Source organism: Devosia sp. FKR38 (assembly GCF_005222805.1).
Lineage (GTDB): Bacteria > Pseudomonadota > Alphaproteobacteria > Rhizobiales > Devosiaceae > Devosia.
In genome coordinates this window covers 2,652,392-2,672,693 of sequence record NZ_STGC01000005.1, presented here as the reverse complement: position 1 = coordinate 2,672,693, position 20,302 = coordinate 2,652,392, and the positions used below count along the sequence as shown (strand labels likewise).

At 64.3% G+C, this 20,302-nt stretch carries 18 protein-coding genes; 11 read left to right on the top strand and 7 right to left on the bottom strand.

The features are described from left to right. The first annotated feature begins 40 nt into the window (after positions 1-40). A complete protein-coding gene (locus E8M79_RS17890; protein WP_137153192.1) occupies positions 41-493 on the top strand; it encodes a hypothetical protein in 453 nt (150 codons plus the stop codon). Here E8M79_RS17890 and nadA read toward each other — a convergent pair. Continuing rightward, positions 490-1,557, bottom strand: coding sequence for a quinolinate synthase NadA (gene nadA, locus E8M79_RS17885; RefSeq protein WP_137153191.1), 1,068 nt, complete (start codon positions 1,555-1,557; stop codon positions 490-492). The two genes, E8M79_RS17890 and nadA, sit on opposite strands and share 4 nt — an antisense overlap. Before the next feature lie 126 nt (positions 1,558-1,683). Here nadA and eda point away from each other — a divergent pair, with 126 nt between their 5' ends. The 7 genes from eda (at position 1,684) to E8M79_RS17850 (ending at position 7,138) form a co-directional block, all read left to right on the top strand. After that, complete coding sequence (eda, locus tag E8M79_RS17880) at positions 1,684-2,319, top strand: bifunctional 4-hydroxy-2-oxoglutarate aldolase/2-dehydro-3-deoxy-phosphogluconate aldolase (protein WP_137153190.1); 636 nt, start codon at positions 1,684-1,686, stop codon at positions 2,317-2,319. 1 nt (position 2,320) lies between these two features. After that, positions 2,321-2,689: a winged helix-turn-helix domain-containing protein gene (locus E8M79_RS17875; RefSeq protein WP_137153189.1), complete on the top strand. Its 369-nt coding sequence runs from the start codon at positions 2,321-2,323 to the stop codon at positions 2,687-2,689. A gap of 69 nt (positions 2,690-2,758) precedes the next feature. Continuing rightward, positions 2,759-3,493, top strand: coding sequence for a molybdate ABC transporter substrate-binding protein (modA, locus tag E8M79_RS17870; RefSeq protein WP_137153188.1), 735 nt, complete (start codon positions 2,759-2,761; stop codon positions 3,491-3,493). Between the two features lie 24 nt (positions 3,494-3,517). After that, a complete protein-coding gene (gene modB / locus E8M79_RS17865; RefSeq protein WP_137153187.1) occupies positions 3,518-4,198 on the top strand; it encodes a molybdate ABC transporter permease subunit in 681 nt (226 codons plus the stop codon). Between the two features lie 114 nt (positions 4,199-4,312). Next, a complete protein-coding gene (locus E8M79_RS17860) occupies positions 4,313-5,281 on the top strand; it encodes an SPFH domain-containing protein (protein WP_171015949.1) in 969 nt (322 codons plus the stop codon). Positions 5,282-5,290: 9 nt separating this feature from the next. Further along, positions 5,291-5,743 (top strand): NfeD family protein, encoded by a 453-nt coding sequence (locus E8M79_RS17855; protein WP_137153185.1) that lies wholly within the window; start codon positions 5,291-5,293, stop codon positions 5,741-5,743. Positions 5,744-5,899: 156 nt separating this feature from the next. Further along, positions 5,900-7,138, top strand: a complete 1,239-nt coding sequence (locus E8M79_RS17850) for an outer membrane beta-barrel protein (protein WP_171015922.1) — start codon at positions 5,900-5,902, stop codon at positions 7,136-7,138. A gap of 12 nt (positions 7,139-7,150) precedes the next feature. On the opposite strand, the gene galU is transcribed toward E8M79_RS17850, so the two are convergent. Then, positions 7,151-8,035: a UTP--glucose-1-phosphate uridylyltransferase GalU gene (gene galU / locus E8M79_RS17845; RefSeq protein WP_137153183.1), complete on the bottom strand. Its 885-nt coding sequence runs from the start codon at positions 8,033-8,035 to the stop codon at positions 7,151-7,153. A 96-nt stretch (positions 8,036-8,131) separates the two neighbouring features. Here galU and galE point away from each other — a divergent pair, with 96 nt between their 5' ends. The 3 genes from galE (at position 8,132) to E8M79_RS17830 (ending at position 11,562) form a co-directional block, all read left to right on the top strand. Next, positions 8,132-9,118: a UDP-glucose 4-epimerase GalE gene (galE, locus tag E8M79_RS17840; RefSeq protein WP_137153182.1), complete on the top strand. Its 987-nt coding sequence runs from the start codon at positions 8,132-8,134 to the stop codon at positions 9,116-9,118. A gap of 20 nt (positions 9,119-9,138) precedes the next feature. Then, positions 9,139-10,338, top strand: a complete 1,200-nt coding sequence (locus E8M79_RS17835; RefSeq protein WP_137153181.1) for a lytic murein transglycosylase — start codon at positions 9,139-9,141, stop codon at positions 10,336-10,338. Positions 10,339-10,413: 75 nt separating this feature from the next. Next, entirely contained in the window at positions 10,414-11,562 is a 1,149-nt protein-coding gene (locus tag E8M79_RS17830) for a DUF459 domain-containing protein (protein ID WP_137153180.1), read from the top strand. Here the strand turns inward: E8M79_RS17830 and hpt are convergent. From hpt to E8M79_RS17805, 5 genes are all read right to left on the bottom strand, one after another. After that, on the bottom strand, positions 11,559-12,104 hold the full coding sequence (gene hpt / locus E8M79_RS17825) for a hypoxanthine phosphoribosyltransferase (RefSeq protein WP_137153179.1): 546 nt from the start codon (positions 12,102-12,104) through the stop codon (positions 11,559-11,561). The genes E8M79_RS17830 and hpt overlap by 4 nt on opposite strands. Positions 12,105-12,379: 275 nt before the next feature. Further along, on the bottom strand, positions 12,380-13,807 hold the full coding sequence (locus E8M79_RS17820) for a glutamate synthase subunit beta (RefSeq protein ID WP_137153178.1): 1,428 nt from the start codon (positions 13,805-13,807) through the stop codon (positions 12,380-12,382). A gap of 10 nt (positions 13,808-13,817) precedes the next feature. Next, on the bottom strand, positions 13,818-18,560 hold the full coding sequence (gene gltB / locus E8M79_RS17815; RefSeq protein ID WP_137153177.1) for a glutamate synthase large subunit: 4,743 nt from the start codon (positions 18,558-18,560) through the stop codon (positions 13,818-13,820). A gap of 515 nt (positions 18,561-19,075) precedes the next feature. Further along, a complete protein-coding gene (gene dps, locus E8M79_RS17810) occupies positions 19,076-19,549 on the bottom strand; it encodes a DNA starvation/stationary phase protection protein Dps (protein WP_248305030.1) in 474 nt (157 codons plus the stop codon). Positions 19,550-19,682: 133 nt separating this feature from the next. After that, on the bottom strand, positions 19,683-20,141 hold the full coding sequence (locus E8M79_RS17805) for an Hsp20 family protein (RefSeq protein WP_137153175.1): 459 nt from the start codon (positions 20,139-20,141) through the stop codon (positions 19,683-19,685). Positions 20,142-20,302 lie beyond the last annotated feature (161 nt).

The window sequence follows — 20,302 nt, the reverse complement described above, 5'->3', positions numbered from 1 at the left end:
GCCCGTAAGGTTGTGTCCGGAGCAAGCCCGGAGCCTGGCAATGGCGACGTCCCGTGATGACAGGGGGTGGAGCGAGGAGGGGCAGCGCGGCTTTGAGGCCGGCGCGCCGCTCGAGGCCTATGAGGCCATCTATCGCCTGGTGCTGATGAGCTACCGTTATCGCTGCGCCATCACGGGCGAGCAGTTCCTGCCCGATGTGGGCCTGATCCATCCCCATCTCGATGTCGTGCCCATCCGTCCGCGCGCGCTGGGCGGGCCGCTCGAAATCAGCAATTTCCTGGCATTGGAAGAGCATGTGGCCAAGGCTTTCCGTGCGGGCATCCTCTCGGTCGAGGATGACTATCGTGTGGTGGTCACGCGGCCCGAAGCGCTCGATCGGGCCGTGGCGGTGCGGCTGCATCCGGGTGGGCGCCTCCTGGTGCCCGACGAGGCGCTGTTCCGGCCCAGTCCGGCCCATCTGGCCTATGCCAGGCGGGCAAACCGGGGCGGCTAGTCGCGCTTGCGGCTCATCTCGATCATGCGTTCGACGGCGAGGCGGGCCGGCGCGATGATCTCGGCGGGGACGGTGACCTCCTCGCTCATGGTGTGGAGCGACCACAGCACGTTTTCGAGGTTGATGCGCTTCATATGCGGGCAGATGTTGCAGCCGCGCAGGAAGTCGACCCCGGTGGTCTCGCTGGCCACATTGTCCGACATCGAGCACTCGGTGACCATCACCACGCGGGCGGGGCGGGTGGATTTCACCCAGTCGATCATGGCGGCGGTGGAGCCGGCAAAATCGACGGCATCGATCACCTCAGGCGGGCATTCGGGGTGGGCGATGATCTTGGCCGTGGGATAGGCGTGGCGCAGCTCCGAGATATCCTCGGCGGTAAAGGTCTCGTGCACCTCGCAGGCGCCGGCCCAGGTGATCACCTTCTTTTTGGTCTTCTTGGCGGTGTTCTTGGCCAGATACTGGTCAGGGATCATGATGACGCTATCGCCATCGACGCGGTTGACGATGTCGAGCGCATTGGACGAGGTGCAGCACACATCGGTCACGGCTTTGACTGCCGCCGAGGTGTTCACATAGGTCACCACCGGCACGCCGGGATACATGGCGCGCATGGCCAGCACGTCCTCGACGGTGATGGAGCTGGCCAGCGAGCAGCCGGCGCGGCTGTCGGGGATCAGCACGGTCTTGTCGGGGTTGAGCAGTTTTGAGGTCTCGGCCATGAAGTGCACGCCGCACTGCACGATCACTGACTGGGTGACCTTGGTGGCTTCGATGGCCAGTTGCAGGCTGTCGCCCACAATGTCAGCGACGCCATGGTAGATCTGCGGCGTCTGGTAATTATGCGCCAGGATCACCGCGTCCTTCTCCTTTTTGAGCCGGTTGATCTGGAAGATCAGCGGCGCATAGAAGGGCCATTCAATCTCGGGAATCTTGTCGCGCACACGGTCAAACACCTTGGCGGTGCTGCGTTCGATGGCCTTGGAATAGGTCAGGTCGAAGTGCCCGGCCAGTATGGTGCGCGCCTCATCGAGGGGCGTGATCGCGTTGATTGTCTGCACCATGGCTTTGGTCCTCCCCAAGTCGATGCGGAACCTAGGGATTTTTGCGCGGCAATTCAATGAACGGGGTTGCAGTAAATTTGCCAAGCTCCTAACCCTTGCCGCAGACGCACCCTTGGGAGGCCTTCCATGCCACAAGATACCGCCGCCATCCGCTCCATCCTGTCGCTGGCTCCCGTGGTGCCGGTCATCATCCTTGACGATGTCAGCCGGGCCCGGCCGCTGGCCGAAGCGCTGGTCGCCGGCGGCCTGCCGATCCTGGAAGTCACGCTGCGCACGCCCAATGCGCTCAAGGTGATGGAAGAAATGGCCAAGGTCCCGGGCGCGATTGTCGGCTCGGGCACGGTGCGTACGCCGCTGCATATGCAGCAGTCGGTCGATGTCGGCTGCCGCTTCATGGTGTCGCCGGGCATTTCCCCGCGCATTCTTGATGCCGCTGACGATATCGGCATTCCGCTGCTGCCCGGCATTGCAACGCCCAGCGAAGCCATGACGGCGGCTGAGCGCGGCTATGGGTTCCTCAAATTCTTCCCGGCCGAAGCCAATGGCGGCGCGCCGGTGCTCAAGGCCTTTGCCTCGCCGCTCCCCGACATCACCTTCTGCCCCACCGGCGGTATCGATCCGGCCAAGGCCAAGGTCTATCTGGGCCTGCCCAATGTGATCTGCGTGGGCGGCAGCTGGATCATGCCGGCCGATGCGCTGGCCTCGGGCGACTGGGGTCGCATCGAGGCGCTGGCCCGCGAGGCCAGCGCGCTGCGCGGCTGATATGGCCGGGGTTCCCCCCGATGGTCTCACCCATCTCAGGATCACCCTGAGCGACACCGCCTATGTCGGGCCGGGGCGGGCCGATCTGTTGGCGCTGATCGCCCAGACCGGCTCGATCGCCGCGGCCGGCAAGGCCATGGGCATGAGCTACAAGCGGGCCTGGGGGCTGGTGCAGGCCCTCAATACCGGCTTCGGCCGACCCCTGGTGGAATCCACGCGCGGTGGCGCCAGCCAGGGCGGCGCTCACCTCACACCGGCCGGGGAGACCGTACTGGCGCATTATCGTGCGCTGGAGGCGAAGACGCGTGAGGCGATTGCCGGCGATGTGGCAGCGCTACGGGCCTATTTCGATATGTCCGAACAGAAATAACGCTTGCCGGTTCGCTCCTGCTTTGTCAAAACTCGATATGTCCATAAGAACATATCGAGTCCCACTTTCATGAAGCGCGTCTTTGTCCTGGGCCTTTTGGCCAGCCTTGCCCTGCCGGGTCTGGCCCATGCCGACAGCGTTAGTGTCGCCGTCGCTGCCAATTTCACCAAAGTGGCCGAAGCGCTGGCGCCGCTGTTCACCGCCGAAACCGGCCACAGTGTGAGCTATAGTTTTGGCGCCACCGGCCAACTCTATACGCAGATCTCGCAGGGTGCGCCGTTCGAGGTGTTCCTGGCAGCCGATGACGAGCGCCCCACCAAGGCCGTGGCCGAGGGGCTGGCCGTCGAGGGCACGGTGTTCACCTATGCCGTGGGCGCCCTGGCGCTCTACAGCACATCGCTCGACCTCAGCGACGGCAAGGCGGTGCTGGCAGCCGATGGCTTCGCCAAGCTCGCCATCGCCGATCCGGCAACCGCGCCCTATGGCCGTGCCGCCATGGAGGCGCTCGATGCTCTGGACCTCGCGGCCACCGTCACCCCCAAGCTGGTGACCGGCGAGAACATCAGCCAGGCGCTGCAGTTCATCGAGACGGGCAATGCCGAGCTGGGCTTTGTCGCGGCCAGCCAGGTGGTGGGCAAGGCTGGTGTCTGGCTGGTGCCGGCCGAGCTCTACCAACCCATCCGGCAGGATGCCGTGTTGCTCAAGACTGGCCAAGACCATCCGGCGGCCAAGGCCTATCTTGAGTTCCTCAAGAGCGACAAGGCCCTCGCGGTCATCACGGCGGCGGGCTACGCTGCGCCCTAAGACCCAAGCGGCGGAGCCTGCGGCGTGACTGTTGACGATATCTGGATCCCTATCCGCCTGACGCTCGCCCTGGCGGCGCTCAATACGGTGATCCTGCTGCTGATCGGCACGCCCATCGCCTGGTGGCTGGCGCGCAGCCAGAGCCGGCTGCGCGAGCTGGTCGGCGCGGTGGTGTCCATGCCGCTGGTGCTGCCGCCAACGGTGCTGGGCTTTTATCTGCTCATCGCGCTCGGCCCCCATGGGCCGGGCGGCTGGATCGCCGGGCTGTGGGGCGGGCGCACCCTGGCCTTCTCGTTCACCGGGCTGGTGATCGGCTCGTTCTTTTATTCGCTGCCCTTCATGGTGCAGCCGCTGCGCAATGGCTTTGCCACCATTGGCGATGACGCGCTCGAAGTCGCCGCGACGCTGGGCGCCAGCGGCTGGCAGCGCTTCTGGCGCGTGGCCCTGCCGCTGGCCCGGCCCGGCTATATCACCGGCGCGGTGATGACCTTTGCCCATACGGTGGGCGAGTTCGGCGTGGTGCTGATGATTGGCGGCAATATCCCGGGCCAGACCAAGGTCATCGCCATTGCGCTCTATGACTATGTCGAGCGCCTGCAGTGGGGGCAGGCGCATGCCATTGCCCTGGGCATGGTGATCTTTGCCTTTGTCGTCATCGCCATCACGCTCAGCATCGACCGGCGGCTCAATGTCCCCATGCCGTGAGACAAACCAGCCCTCGGGCCACCGGGTGTCATTGCACCATCGCACACATCGCCATAGTGTCGTGGCCAATTGTGCGCGGGAGACTTGGCGATGGGTATATTCAACGAACTGGGCCTGGATGGTCTCAGCATTACGCTGATCGGGCTGGGCATATTGGCGCTGCTGGTGCTGTTCGCCGGCGCCAAGACGGTGCCGCAGGGCTATAATTTCACCATCGAGCGCTTCGGCAAATATACCCGCACGCTCAAGCCGGGCCTCAATCTCATCGTTCCGTTCATCGATGCCATCGGCAAGCGCATCAATGTGATGGAGCAGGTGCTCGACGTACCGCACCAGGAGGTGATCACGCGCGACAATGCCTCGATCACCGCCAATGGCGTTACCTTCTACCAGATCCTGGATGCCGCTGCGGCGGCCTATGAGGTGTCCAACCTCGAAAACGCCATTCTCAACCTCACCATGACCAATATCCGTACGGTGATGGGCTCGATGGACCTCGATGAGCTCTTGTCCAACCGCGACGAGATCAACCATCGCCTGCTGGCCGTGGTCGATGCGGCCGTGTCGCCCTGGGGCGTCAAGATCACCCGTATCGAGATCAAGGACATCGATCCGCCCAAGGATCTGGTGGATTCCATGGGCCGCCAGATGAAGGCCGAACGCGAAAAGCGCGCCGCCATTCTGGAGGCCGAAGGCCGTCGCCAGAGCGCGATCCTCCAGGCCGAGGGCGCCAAGCAGGCGCAGGTGCTCGAAGCCGAGGGCCGCAAGGAAGCCGCCTTCCGCGATGCCGAAGCGCGCGAGCGCTCCGCCGAGGCCGAAGCCAAGGCCACGCAGATGGTCAGCGACGCCATTGCCTCGGGCAATGTGCAGGCCATCAACTACTTCGTGGCCAACAATTACATCAAGGCGCTCGAAGCCATCGCCACCTCGCCGAACCAGAAGCTGTTGATGATGCCGCTCGATGCCTCCAGCATCATTGGCGCCATCGGCGGCATTGCCGAAATCGCCAAGGAGAGCTTTGGCGGCACGGCGCCGAGCGCCGCGCGCCCGAGCCGGCCGCCCAGCGCCGGCCCGACCCAATAGGAGACCGGCATGGCCCTGGTTGATTTCGTCGGTGCCAATGGCCACTGGTCCTGGGTGGTCGCGGGGCTGGTGCTGCTGGCGCTGGAGCTGTTCCTGCCCGGCGGGATTCTGCTGTGGATGGGCATTGCCGGCATCGCCACGGGGCTGCTCACCATGGTGCAGCCGCTGGCCTGGCCACTGCAATGGCTGATCTTTGGCGTGCTGTCGCTGGCCGGCATTGTGCTCTGGCTGCGCTTCGCCCGCAGCCGCCCCACCACCAGCGACCGGCCGTTTCTCAACCAGCGCGCCGATGGCTTCATCGGCCATGAGGTGGTGCTGGAACAGGCCATCGTTCAGGGCTTCGGCCGTGTGGTGCTGGGCGACAGTGTCTGGCGCGTCTCGGGTCCCGATCTCCCGGTCGGCCAGCGGGTGCGCATCGTGGGCAGCCAGGGTGCCGTGCTGGTGGTCGAGCCGCTGGCCTAAAGGCCTCCGGCAATCATTCGTTAACCATAAGGTGGAAGGATCGTCGCGCCTGGGGCAATCCGCCCATGGGCACGAATCGGCGCGCCGATTGTCTTGCGGCGGACGGAGCGAACCTTGGCCCAGCGAATGCGGCATTGTTTGAGGCAGGTGAGTGCATTGGGCGCCCTGTGCCTCGCCGCGCCAGCCCTTGCCGGTTCGCTGACCCCGCAGGGGGCGCCCGAGTCGCTGCAGGATGCACGGCTGTCGCCCGGAGTCTATCCGATCAATCCGGCGCTGGCACAGGATGTGCCGCTGCGCGAACCCTATGATCCCTTCTTTGACATCGACTGGTCGGTGTCGCTGCGCGGCGCCTATACCAAGGCCACCGATTCCGAGCGTTTCGACATGTTGCTGTCGCCATCGGTGACGCTCAAGCACACCGGCAACCGCTCGGCCATCAGCATCAATGCCAGTGCCGAAGCCGTGCGCGCCAAGGATGGGCAGATCGATGTCACCAGCCTGCGGCTGGGCCTTGAATCCACCTATGCGCTCGACAGCCAGACCATGCTCGCCGCCAAGGGCGATCTTTCGGTCACGCGGGCGCTGGCCGGCACACCGGGCGTTGCCAGCACGATTTCGGTGGCGCCCCAGACCATTACCGGCACCGGCGAAGTGGGCGTCACCCGCAGCTTCGGCCAGTTCAATGTCGGGGTCACCGGCGCGCTGGGGCGCAGCGTCTATGGGCAGACGACGCTCACCAGCGGCGTCCAGCAGAACAACACCGAGCAGAATTTCTGGTCCAGCAATGCCAAGCTGCGCGTCGGCTATCAGGCGACGCCGATCTTTGAGGTGTTCGGGACGGCCGGAGTCGGCCGCAACCTGTTCGATATCGCCTCGACCAGCCTGGGCAGCAAGGCCGATGCCACCACCACCACGCTCGAAGGCGGCGTCACCGGGCGTTGGGCCGGCACGCTTGAGGCCACTGCGTCGACGGGTGTCGCCATGGTGCGCTATGACGCGGCGGGCCTGAGCGAAGTCAATACGCAGCTCTATAATGCCAGCGTCAGCTATGTGCCCGATCCGACGCTGCGCATGCGGCTGGGGCTTGCCACCACCGTGGCGCCGCCGGGCCCGAATGCGGGCGGCACCACGCGCATCGGCTATACGGTCACGGGCGATGTTACCTATGCGCTCAATTCGCGCCTGGCCCTGCGCGCCATGGCCGATTGGAACACCGCCAGCTTTGCCGGCAGTGCCCAGACCCAGAAGGGCTATGGCTGGGGCGTGGGCGCCGACTACAAGCTCGGCAGCCATACGGCGGTGACGGCCGATTATGACTATGACCAGTCCGAGAGCAGCACCGATGGCACCAAGGACGCCCACCGGGTCAAGGTGGGCGTGACGCTCAAGCGCTAGCCGGATGGCGCGCTAGAGCTGTTCGGAGAGGTCGAGCTTGCGCAGTTCCTTGAGGAACCCGTCGCGGATGTCGTCGCGGTCGAGCGCATAGACCACGTTGGCGGTCAAAAAGCCGATCTTGCTGCCGCAGTCAAAGCTCTGGCCCTCATACTTCACCCCGGTGAAGGGCTGGGTGTGCATCAGGGTCTGCATGGCATCGGTGATCTGGATTTCGCCGCCGGCGCCGCGGGGCTGGTCGGCCAACAGGTTGAAGATCTCCGGCTGCAGGATATAGCGGCCCGAAATGATCAGATTGGACGGGGCGTCCTCGACCTTGGGCTTTTCGACCATCTGGGTGATCTTGAAGCCATTGTCGGGGCCATCGCCGCGGGCAATCACGCCGTAGGACGAGACTTCCTTGTGCGGCACTTCCTCGACGGCAATCACATTGCCGCCGGTTTCCTCATAGGCGTCCATCATCTGCTTGAGCACGCCGGGCTTGCCCTTGAACAGCATGTCGGGCAGCAGCAGGGCGAAGGGATTTTCGCCCACGATGTCGCGGGCACACCAGACGGCATGGCCGAGGCCGAGCGGCTCCTGCTGGCGGGTGAAGCTGGTACGGCCGGCCGAGGGCAGGTCCTTGCGCAGGGCTTCGAGCGCCTTGGTCTTGCCGCGCACTTCGAGCGTGGTCTCCAGCTCGAACTGCCGGTCGAAATGGTCCTCGATCACGCCCTTGTTGCGGCCCGTCACGAACACGAAATGCTCGATGCCGGCTTCGCGCGCCTCGTCAACCGCGTATTGGATCAGCGGCCGGTCGACCACCGTCAGCATTTCCTTGGGCAGAGCCTTGGTGGCCGGGAGGAAACGTGTCCCCAGGCCTGCAACCGGAAAGACGGCGGTTCTGACGCGCTTTGGCAAGGGTTCACTCCATGTGGGTATCAAGGTAAAGCTATCTCAATATCTTTACATTATCACCAGCCTGATTTTCGTTGCAATGTTAGGGGTTAGCAGAAAATGGCTGTACTGGTTACCGGCGGTGCGGGCTATATCGGCAGCCATATGGTGCTCAACCTGGCCGATGCCGGCGAAAAAGTCGTGGTGCTGGACAACCTGGTCACCGGCTTTGACTGGGCCATCGATGGCCGCGCCGACTTCGAGCAGGGCAATGCCGGCGATGTCGACTTCGTGCTCGGGCTGATCAAGAAGCACGCCATTACCGAGATCATCCACTTCGCCGGCTCCATCGTGGTGCCGGAATCGGTGGTCGATCCGCTCAAATATTACGCCAACAACACCGCCACTTCGCGCAGCCTGATCGAGGCCGCGGTCAAGGGCGGGGTCAAGCATTTCATCTTTTCCTCGACCGCTGCCGTCTATGGCATGACGGGTCTGGCGCCGGTGGTGGAAACCACCCCGCTCAGCCCCATCTCGCCCTATGGCCGGTCCAAGCTGATGACTGAGCTGATGCTGGCCGACGTCGCGGTGGCGCATCCCATTACCTATGGCGTGCTGCGCTATTTCAACGTGGCCGGCGCCGATCCGCAGGGTCGCAGCGGCCAGTCTTCGCCCATGGCTACCCATCTGATCAAGGTGGCCTGCCAGGCCGCCCTGGGCCAGCGCGAGAAGATGGACATTTTCGGCACTGATTTCGAAACGCCCGATGGCACCGGCGTGCGTGACTATATCCATGTCAGCGATCTGATCGCCGCCCATGCCCTGCTGCTCCAGCATTTGCGGGCCGGCGGCGAGAGCCAGACGCTCAACTGCGCCTATGGTCGCGGCTATTCGGTGCGCGAAGTGGTCGAGACCGTGCGCAAGGTCACCGGCGTCAATATCCGCGCCGACGAAGGCCCGCGCCGCGCCGGCGATCCGGCCTCGATTACGGCGACCGGCGAAAAGGTTCGCTCGGTGCTCGGCTGGGTGCCCCAGCATGCCGACCTTACCGAAATCGTCGAATCCGCCTATGCTTGGGAAAAGCACCTGATGGTGCGCAACCGCTAATCCCTCAAAGGAGCGCCAGCATGCGCTTTGCCGCACTGGCCTTCCTGCTGCTCACGCTGCCGGCGGCTGCCGAGCCGATCGAGAGCTTTGACAGCTTTGTCGCCGGCTTCCGCAGCACGGCGCTGGCGGCGGGCGTTGACGCATCGGTCTATGACGCGGCCATGAGCGGGCTGACGCCCGATCCCAAAGTGCCCAATCTGGTCAGCAGCCAGCCCGAGTTCGCCACGCCGATGTGGGACTATATCGAGGGGCGCGTGACCTCGGGCCGCATCTCGCGCGGCCAGACGGCCATGCCGCGCCAATCGGCGTTGTTTGCCTCCGTCGCGCAGGCCTATGGCGTCGACCCAGCGATCCTGGGCGCCATCTGGGGCATGGAGACCGATTATGGCGCGGTGCTCGACAATGCCAGCCTGATCCGGCCCGTGGTGCGCTCGCTGGCGACTGTGGTGCATCAGCGGCGCAGCCGGCTCAAGGAAGATGAGGCCGATCTCATTGCCGCGCTCAAGCTGGTGCAGCGCGGACCGCTCGACGCCAATCACCTCGTCGGCTCCTGGGCCGGCGCCATCGGGCATCTGCAGGTCAATCCATCCAATGTGCTGGCCTATGGCACGGATGGCGACGGCGATGGCGCGGTGGATCTGCACCATTCTCTGGCCGACGCCCTGGCCACCAGCGCAAGCTATCTGCGCGGGCTGGGCTATCAGCCGGGGCTCGATTGGGGCATGGAGGTCAGCCTGCCCGAGGGCTTTGATTATCTGTTGGCCACGCGCACCGAGATGCGCCCGGTGTCGTTCTTTGCCGAGCGCGGCGTGCAGCGCGTAGCGGGGCGGGCCTTTGCCGACCCCAATCTGGCGGTATTCCTCTATGTGCCGGCGGGCCAGAATGGCCCGAAGTTCCTGATGACGCAGAACTATCTGGTGCTCAAAGGCTATAATTTCTCGGACAGCTATGCGCTCAGCGTGGCGCATCTGGCCGATCACCTCAAGGGCAGCAAGGGCTTTGCCGCCGATTGGCCGCGCAGCACCAAATTCCCCAATCTCAGCCAGCGCAAGGCCATCCAGCAGGCGCTGCTTGGGCTGGGGCTCTATCAGGGCAGTGTCGATGGCCGCCTGGGCCCGGTCACGCAGGAGGCCTATGCGCGCTTCCAGGCCAGCCGCGGCGAAGTGGCCGATGGCTTCATCACTGCCGCTGCCTATGCCGCGCTCACCGGCGCGCAGTAACATGGCGGCGACCGCGATGGTGCGACCGGCGTTGGTTTGCTAGGACAGGGCTTGGTATTGAGACGTGGATTGAGCATGCGCCGCTGGGTTCTGACATTGCTGATCGGCCTGTTCGTGCTGGTGGACATTGCGCCCGTGCTTGCCCAGGACAATGGCACCGTGCAGGTGGCGCAGACGCAAAAGCGCCGGACGCTGTTTGATCTGCTGTTTGGCGAGCCCGAAGCCGAGCCGGCGCCCGAGCAGAAGCCGCAAAAGCGCGCCGCGCCCGCCGCTGCTGCCCTGCCGCCGCCCAAGCGACAGGTGGAAAAGGCGCCCGATGCCACGCGCCTGGCGGTGTTTGGCGATTCCCTGGCCATCGATCTCAGCAAGGCGCTCGAGCGCCATTATGCCGAGGATGCCAATCTGGTGGTCATCAACCAGGGCGTCAGCGCCTCGGGCTTTGTGCGCGCCGATTATTTCGACTGGAACAAGGCTATCGGCGAGCAGATCGCCGCCAATAGCTTTGACCTCGCCGTGGTGATGATCGGCGTCAACGACCGGCAGGAGCTGGCGGTGGAGGGCGGCACGCTGGCGACGCTGTCCGATGGCTGGATTTCCACCTATCAGGCCCGCATCACCGAATTTCTCGCGCAACTGCGCGCGGCCCGCAAGCCGGTGATCTGGATCGGCCTGCCGCCGATGTCCAAGACCGAGTATTCCGCCGCCATGAGCAAGATCGCCAATATCCAGCGGCTGGCCAGCTTTTCAGGCGGGGCGGAATATCTGGATATCTATGAGCGGTTCCTGGGCGAGGACGGCAAATATTCCTCCTATGGCCCGGATGTGAACGGGCAGAACGCCCGCATGCGCAAGGATGATGGCATCCATTTTGCTGCCGCCGGGGCGGACAAGCTGGCCTTCTATCTCAGCCAGACGGTCAAGAGCTTCTACCGTGGCGCCGGCACGACGCTGGCGGCGGCCGATCCGCTGGCCGGCACGGATGCGGCGGCCATGCTGCGCCCGCCCTATCAGGGCCTGGGGCAGACGCGTCTCTTGGAAGTGGCCGGGGCGGTGATCCCGATCAGCCGGGTGGCCGTGCGGGCTGACGATCTGCTGCTGGCCGGGCGGGCGCAGCCGCCGGCGGCGCCGTTTACGCTCGAAGATCTGGTCAATGCACCGGTGGGCCGGGTCGATGCCTTTGGCGTCGGGGCGGCGCCGGTGGCTACGGAAAACGCCGGGCGTTAGTGGTCTTCGACGAAGCGCACCGCGCCGATATGGGGCAGGTTGCGATTGCGCTGGGCATAGTCGATGCCGTAGCCGACGACGAATTTGTCAGGAATATCAAAGCCCACCCATTTGGCGTTGACCTCGGTCTCGCGCCGGCTGGGCTTATTGAGCAGGGCACACACTTCCATGCGGCGCGGGTGGCGCGTCTCAAGGATTTCCAGCACATGCTTGAGCGTATAGCCGGTGTCGACAATGTCCTCGACCACCAGCACGTCGCGGCCGGCGATCTCGCCGCGCAAGTCCTTGAGAATACGCACTTCCCGGCTTGATTCCATGGCATTGCCATAGGATGAGGCTTCGAGAAAATCGACCTCCACCGGCAGGTCGAGCTCGCGCACCAGATCGGCGATGAAGATGAACGAGCCGCGCAGCAGGCCGACGACGACCAGCTTGTCGGTATCGGCGAAATGGGTGGAAATCTCCTTGGCCAGCGCCTCGACACGGGCGGCAATGGCTTTGGCCGAGATCAGTTCATCGACGACATAGGGCTTCTGGGTCATGGCAGGATCCGTGTAGCACCCCGGTGGTTGGGGAGCAGCATTTTGCAGCAAATCGATAGCAGAGTGCTGACCGGTTCGGTAGCCGAAGCGGCGCATGGCGCACAGCGTTGGCGTCGACGGGGGGATTTGGGGGATTTACGGCATATCGGGGCTCTTTGCCGCCTACCTCACTTCGCTTTCAAGGGCCCCTCGTAGCAGGCCATTCGGGCATAGCCCTCATGGCCTGCTCAGCTCAGAAGCGCGCCACCGGCGCGATTTTGCCTGCGGCACGCTGCTCAGCGTGGCAGGTCGGTCTTGCCCATCAGGTCGAAGTCGATCGAGCGGGCGGCCTGGCGGCCTTCGCGGATGGCCCAGACCACCAGCGACTGGCCACGGCGCATGTCGCCGGCGGCATAGACCTTGGGAACCGTGGTCTTGTAGCTCAGCGTGTCGGCGAAGAGATTGCCGCGCTTGTCGAGCTGGGCGCCCAATTCGGTCAGCATGCCCTCATGCACCGGCGAGGCAAAGCCGATGGCCAGCAGCACCAGATCGGCCTTGATGACGAATTCGGTGCCGGGGATGGGCTGGCGCTTGCGATCAACGCGGGCGCATTCGACGCCGGTGACCTGACCCTTGGCATTGCCGATGATCTTCATGGTGCCGGCGGCAAATTCGCGGATGGCGCCTTCGGCCTGCGACGAGGACGTGCGCATCTTGACCGCCCAGTTGGGCCAGTTGGTGAGCTTGTTTTCGAGCTCGGGCGGCATGGGGCGCACGTCGAGCTGGGTCACGGCGATAGCGCCCTGGCGGAAGCTGGTGCCGACGCAGTCGCTTGCGGTATCGCCACCGCCCACCACCACGACATGCTTGCCGGCCGCGGTCAGCTGGATCTGGCCCGACACATCCTCGCCGCCGAGGCGACGGTTCTGCTGCACGAGGAACGGCATGGCAAAATGCACGCCATTGAGCTCGGTGCCCTCGGCATCGACATCGCGCGGCTTCTCGGCGCCGCCGCAGAGCAGCACGGCGTCGTGCCCGGCCTGCAGCTCGGAGAGCGGCGTGGTGACGCCGACATTGACGCCATAGTGGAAGGTGACACCCTCGGCCTGCATCTGTTCGACGCGGAAATCGATGTGGTCCTTCTCCATCTTGAAGTCGGGAATGCCATAGCGCATCAGCCCGCCAGCCTTGGGCTCGCGTTCATAGAGATGCACATCATGGCCGGCACGGGCCAGTTGCTGGGCAGCCGCCAGGCCGGCCGGGCCGGAGCCGACGACGGCGACGGACTTGCCGGTCTTGCGCGCTGCGATCTGCGGCTTGATCCAGCCCGAGCGGATGGCGCGGTCGGCAATGGCCTGTTCCACCGTCTTGATGGCGACGGGCACGTCCTCAAGGTTGAGCGTACAGGCTTCCTCGCAGGGGGCCGGGCAGATGCGGCCTGTGAATTCGGGGAAGTTGTTGGTGGAGTGCAGGTTGCGCGCCGCCTCTTCCCAGTCGCCGTTATAGACCAGATCGTTCCAGTCGGGGATCTGGTTGTGCACCGGGCAGCCGGTGTCGCCATGGCAGAAGGGAATGCCGCAATCCATGCAGCGCGCTGCCTGGTCGACAATGCGGCCTTCACTCATGGGAATGGTGAATTCGCCAAAGTGGCGGATGCGGTCGGAGGCCGGTTCATACCGGGGCTCTTCGCGCTCGATCTCGAGAAAGCCTGTTACCTTACCCATTTTGCTCTCCCTATTCTGCCGCCGCGCCGAAGCCGCTGCTGGCCCGCTTCTTTTCCATTTCCTTGATCGCCCGGCGATATTCGACCGGCATGACCTTGACGAACTTGGGTCGCATTTCGACCCAGTGGTCGAGAATGTACTTGGCGCGCGTCGAGCCGGTGTAGTGCAGGTGATTGGAAATCAGCTGGTGCAGGCGTTCGTCGTCATGCTTGGTCATGTCGCCGGAAATGTCGACACGGCCATGCCATTCGAGGTCCCCACCATGGTGGTGGATCTGCTGCATCAGCGCTTCCTCCTCGGCCACCGGCTCGAGATCGACCATGGCCAGGTTGCAGCGGTCGCGGAAGGTCTCGTCCTCGTCCAGCACATAGGCCACGCCACCGCTCATGCCGGCCGCAAAGTTGCGTCCGGTCTGGCCGATGACCACGACCACGCCGCCCGTCATATATTCACAGCCGTGATCGCCCGTGCCCTCGACCACCGCAATGGCGCCCGAGTTGCGCACGGCGAAGCGTTCGCCGGCAATGCCGCGGAAGTAGCACTCGCCGGCAATGGCGCCATAGAGCACCGTATTGCCCACGATGATGGACTTCTCGGGCACAAAGCTGGCCTTGTCGGACGGGCGCACCACGATGCGGCCACCCGACAGGCCCTTGCCGACATAGTCATTGGCGTCGCCAATCATGTCGATGGAGATGCCGCGGCCGAGGAAGGCGCCAAAGCTCTGCCCGGCGGTGCCGCGCAGGGTGATCGAGATGGTGTCGTCCGGCAGGCCCTCATGGCCATAGCGGGTCGCCAGCGCGCCCGACAGCATGGCGCCCGCTGAGCGGTCGCGGCTGCGGATGGGCAGGTCGATCTGCACGGCTTCGCCGCGCGCCAGAGCCGGCTCGGCCAGCTCGACCAGCTTGCGGTCGAGCACGGCTTCGAGGTGATGGTTCTGCGTCTCGGAGTGGTAGAGCGTGTCGCCACCAAGCGGCTCGGGCTTGTAGAACAGCTTGGTGAAGTCGATGCCTTCGCTCTTCCAATAGTCCTTGAGATGCTTGTGATCGAGCAGGTCCGAGCGGCCGATGAGCTCCTGCAGGGTGCGGGCACCCAGCTCGGCCATCAGGCCGCGCAGCTCTTCGGCGATGAAGAAGAAGTAGTTGATGACATGCTCGGGCGTGCCCTTGAAGCGCTTGCGCAGCACCGGGTCCTGGGTGGCGACGCCAACCGGGCAGGTGTTGAGATGGCACTTGCGCATCATGATGCAGCCGGCCGCAATCAGCGGCGCGGTGGAGAAGCCGAACTCGTCGGCACCCAACAGGGCCCCGATCAGCACGTCGCGGCCGGTCTTGAGGCCGCCATCGACCTGCAGCCGCACGCGGCTGCGCAGGCGGTTCAGCACCAGCGTCTGGTGGGTTTCGGCCAGGCCGATTTCCCAGGGTCCGCCGGCGTGCTTGAGCGAGGTCAGGGGCGACGCGCCCGTGCCACCGTCATAGCCCGAGATGGTGATGTGGTCGGCGCGCGCCTTGGCAACGCCGGCCGCAACGGTGCCCACGCCCACTTCCGACACCAGCTTGACCGAGATATCGGCGCGCTCATTGACGTTCTTGAGGTCGTAGATCAGCTGGGCCAGATCTTCGATGGAATAGATGTCGTGGTGCGGCGGCGGGCTGATCAGGCCCACGCCGGGGGTGGAGTGACGGGTCTTGGCGACGATCCAGTCGACCTTGTGACCGGGCAGCTGACCGCCTTCGCCGGGCTTGGCACCCTGGGCGACCTTGATCTGCAGCTGGTCGGCATTGACCAGATACTCGGTGGTGACGCCAAAGCGGCCCGAGGCGATCTGCTTGATGGCCGAGCGCATGGGGTTGGCCGAGCCATCGGGCAGGGGCTTGTAGCGATCGGGCTCTTCGCCGCCTTCACCGGTGTTGGACTTGCCGCCAATGCGGTTCATCGCCTTGGCCAGGGTCGTATGCGCCTCGCGGCTGATCGAGCCAAAGCTCATCGCGCCGGTGACGAAACGCTTGACGATCTCGACGGCCGGTTCGACGTCATCGATCGACACGGACGTGCCGATCGGGCGCACGTCGAACAGGTTACGGATGGCCAGATAGCCGTTCTCGCCGCTGTTCACGCGGCGGGCAAAGCTGTTGTAGCGCTCCTGGGCGTTCTCGGGCGACTCGTCATGGGTGCGCACGGCATGCTGCAGGTCGGCCACCACATCGGGGCTCCAGGCATGCTTTTCGCCGCGGATGCGGTACATATATTCGCCGCCCACATCGAGCGCCTTGCGCAGCACGATGTCGTCGCCAAAGGCGTCCTTGTGGCGCCGCACGGTTTCCTCGGCCACTTCGCCCAGGCCCACGCCCTCGATGGTCGTCGCAGTGCCAAAGAAGAAGCGCTGCACGAATTCGGTCGAGAGACCCACCGCGTCAAAGATCTGCGCGCCGCAATAGGACTGGTAGGTGGAAATGCCCATCTTGGACATCACCTTGAGCAGGCCCTTACCCACGCTCTTGATGTAGCGATAGACCACTTCATGAGCGTCGACCTCGGCCGGGAATTCGCCTTCGGCATGCAGGGCCGAGAGCGTTTCGAAGGCGAGATAGGGGTTGATGGCCTCGGCGCCATAGCCGGCCAGCATGGCGAAATGGTGCATTTCGCGGGCTTCGCCGGTTTCCACCACCAGGCCCGATGAGGTGCGCAGGCCCTTGCGGATCAGGTGATGGTGCACGGCAGCGGTGGCCAGCAGCGCCGGAATGGCGATGCGGTCGGCCGCGACGAGCCGGTCGGACAGGATGATGATGTTGTATTCGCCGCGCACGGCCGCTTCGGCCTGCTCGGAGATGGCGGAGATCGCCGCTTCCATGCCCAGCGCGCCTTCAGCGGCGGGGTAGGTGATGTCGATGGTCAGCGTCTTGAACTGGTTGTCGGCCATGTCGCCAATGGCGCGGATCTTTTCGAGATCCTCATTGGTCAGAATAGGCTGACGCACCTCGAGCCGCTTTTCGCGCGAGCTGCCTTCGAGATCGAGAATGTTCGGGCGCGGGCCGATGAAGCTGACCAGGCTCATCACCGATTCCTCGCGGATCGGGTCGATGGGCGGGTTGGTCACCTGGGCGAAGTTCTGCTTGAAATAGGTGTAGAGGAGCTTGGACTTCTGGCTCAGCGCGGAAATGGGCGTATCGGTGCCCATCGAGCCCACGGCTTCCTGGCCGGTGGTGGCCATGGGCGCCATCAGGATCTTGATGTCTTCCTGCGTGTAGCCAAAGGCCTGCATGCGATCGAGCAGGCTCTCGGTGGTCACCGGGGCCTTGGGCGCGGTCTCGGGCAGGTCTTCGAGCACGATCTGGCTGCGGGCCAGCCATTCGCCATAGGGGTGCTTGGTGGCGAGGGTCCGCTTGATCTCCTCGTCGGAGATGATGCGGCCTTCCTCCAGATCGATCAGCAGCATGCGGCCGGGCTGCAGGCGCCAGCGCTCGACTATGTCCTCGTCCGGAATGGTCAGCACGCCCGATTCGGAGGCGAGGACCACATGGCCTTCCTTGGTCACCAGATAGCGGGCGGGACGCAGGCCATTGCGGTCGAGCGTGGCCACGACATAGCGGCCGTCGCTGAGCGACATGGCGGCCGGGCCGTCCCAGGGTTCCATCAGGGCGGCGTGATATTCGTAGAAGCTGCGGCGCGTCTCATCCATCAGCGGGTTGCCGGCCCAGGCTTCGGGGATCAGCATCATGGCGGCATGGGGCAGCGAATAGCCGCCGCGCACGAGGAACTCGAGCGCGTTGTCAAAGCAGGCGGTATCGGACTGGCCCTCATAGGAGATCGGCCAGATCTTGGTGATGTCGTCGCCGAACTTGGGCGAGGTGACCGAGGCCTGGCGCGCGGCCATCCAATTGACGTTGCCGCGGATGGTGTTGATCTCACCATTGTGCGTGGTCATGCGATAGGGATGGGCCAGCTTCCAGGACGGGAAGGTGTTGGTCGAAAAGCGCTGGTGCACCAGGGCGATGGCGCTTTCGAAATCCTCGTCATGCAGGTCGGTATAGAAGGCGCCCAGCTGGTCGGCCAGGAACATGCCCTTATAGACAATGGTGCGGGCCGACATGGAGACGACGTAAAAGCCGTTGTCGCCAGCCGACTCGGGGATCTCGGCATAGACGGTGTTGGAGATCACCTTGCGCACGATGAGCAGCTTGCGCTCGAATTCGTCGAGCGTCAGGCCCTCGGGGCGGGCGATGACCATCTGTTCGATGATGGGCTGGGTGGCGATGACGCCGGCCGACAGCTTGGCGTTGTTGGTGGGCACGGTGCGCTCACCGAGCAGGCTCAGGCCTTCGGCGGCGAGGCACGAGCGCACCACCGGCTCCACGCGATCGCGCAGGCCTTCGGTGTTGGGATAGAACAGCATGGCCACGGCATAGTGGTGCTTTTCCGGCAGGGCGAAGGGCAGCACCTTCTTGAAGAAGGCATGCGGGGTCTGCACCAGAATGCCGGCGCCGTCGCCCATCAGCGGGTCGGCGCCCACGGCACCGCGGTGTTCGAGGTTCTCGAGGATTTCGAGACCCTTTTCGACCACTTCGTGGCTGGGCTTGTTCTTGATGTTGGCAATCATGCCGATGCCGCAGGCATCATGCTCGTTGGCGGGATCATAAAGACCCTGCGCCTCAGGACGACCGGTGGCAACGCGCTGACCATCGCGGATCAAGGTTTTGACATTGGCAGTGCTCGCCGTGACGGGGGTGGTTGTGCCGTTCCGCGGGTGTGCCATGACAAGGGTCCTCGTTATCTGGTCGCGCCCGTTGTGACGGGCTGTGTTGCTGTGTCGTGCATCCTGTTGGTGCCGGCGAACCGGCGGGTTGGATGCATATGTGTCCTCTGGCGGGCGCGCTGTTCATGCGGGGGCGTACACAGTACGGCTCCGATGAGCAGGTACGTCCATGCTTGGGGAGCGGCGCTGCATCCAAATGGCCGCTCGTCTTCGGGCTAGTTTAGCCCCGCTTGTCCGTTTCCGCTATCGTCTAGCGGGCCAGCCGGACCGGCGTGCGTGCTGACCGCGGAGAGCGGGGCGACGCGTCAGATAGGACAGTTGTGCTGCCCTATCGAATTCACATTTGCATAATTCCAGACTGGGAGCAAGCGCCTTTGCCCGGTTAGGCGGGGAAAAAATAGGACATTGCCGATTTTGCAATAGGACAGTGTAGGCAATCACGGTGCGCTACAGGGGCAAAAGGGGCATTTCCGGCCGGAAATACCCCCTGGATGGGCTCGAATGGCTATGATTGCCTATTCGAGATGGGACTTGATGAACCAGAGGTCCTTGTCGAGCTCGCGCGAAAAGCCGGTGAGGATATCGGCCGCATCGGCATCGCCGGCCTCGTCGGTGGCGTCGATATCCTCGCGCACCTGATTGGCCAGGGTGGCAAAGCGCTCGGCGAGCGCGGCCAGATGGTCGGCAGTCTTGCGAATGTCGGTGGGGTAGGGCGCAAGCGCGGTGGCCTTGGCGACGACCTGGGAGGTGCCCAGGGCAATGCCGTCGAGCTGGGCGATGCGCTCGGCGATGACGTCGACATGGGTGTCGATGGCGGCGCGCATGGGGTCGAGCATTTCATGAACGGCGATAAAGTTGGGGCCCTTGAGGTTCCAATGCGCCTGCTTGACGATCAGGGAGAGGTCGATGGCGTCGGCCAGGCGGGCGTTGAGAATGTCGATGACGGCAGACTTGCCATTGGCCTTGATGGCGATCGATGGGGTTTTCACAATATCGTCCTGTCAATCAGAGATGAAATGGGTGGTCGCGCCAATGCCGGGGCCCCGTTGGACGCCGCACAGCAAAAAGCGCGCAGTGCTTGCACACTGCGCGCCCGATCTATGGCGATATCAAGTCAGCCGATCAGTTGACCGACTGGTCTTCAAGACTGGGCTGGCTGCCGGCGTTGATCGCAATGGTGCGCGGCTTCTTGCTCTCGGGCAGCTCGCGCTTGAGTTCAAGATGCAGCAGGCCATGCTCGAGCGTGGCGCCGTGGACCTCGACATAGTCGGCGAGCTGGAAGCGCAGCTCGAAGGCGCGCTCGGCAATGCCGCGGTGGAGGAATTCACGGGTCTTCTCGGCCGTCTCGGCCGGCTTGGCGCCCTTGACGACCAGGTTGTTCTCCTTGGTCTCGATGGCGATGTCGCCATTGGAGAAGCCGGCGACGGCGATCGAGATGCGGTAGGTGTCATCGCCCGTGCGCTCGATATTGTAGGGCGGGTAGGTCTTGGCCTCCTGGCCCACCAGGGTATCGAGGCGGTTGAACACGCGGTCAAAGCCGACGGTCGAGCGGTAGAAGGGGGAAAAATCGATGGTCTGCATAGTCACATTCTCCGTAAAGCAACGTGGATGTCCCGGTGGTCTCCAGAGGGGCTCCCAGCATTAGGCGAGCCCAAAAATCGGAGGTCGGGGTTCCCGGGAAACCCGGCGAACGGCTCAGATATGGGCGTGGATTTTGCCCGTTCAAGACCCGCCAAGGGGCA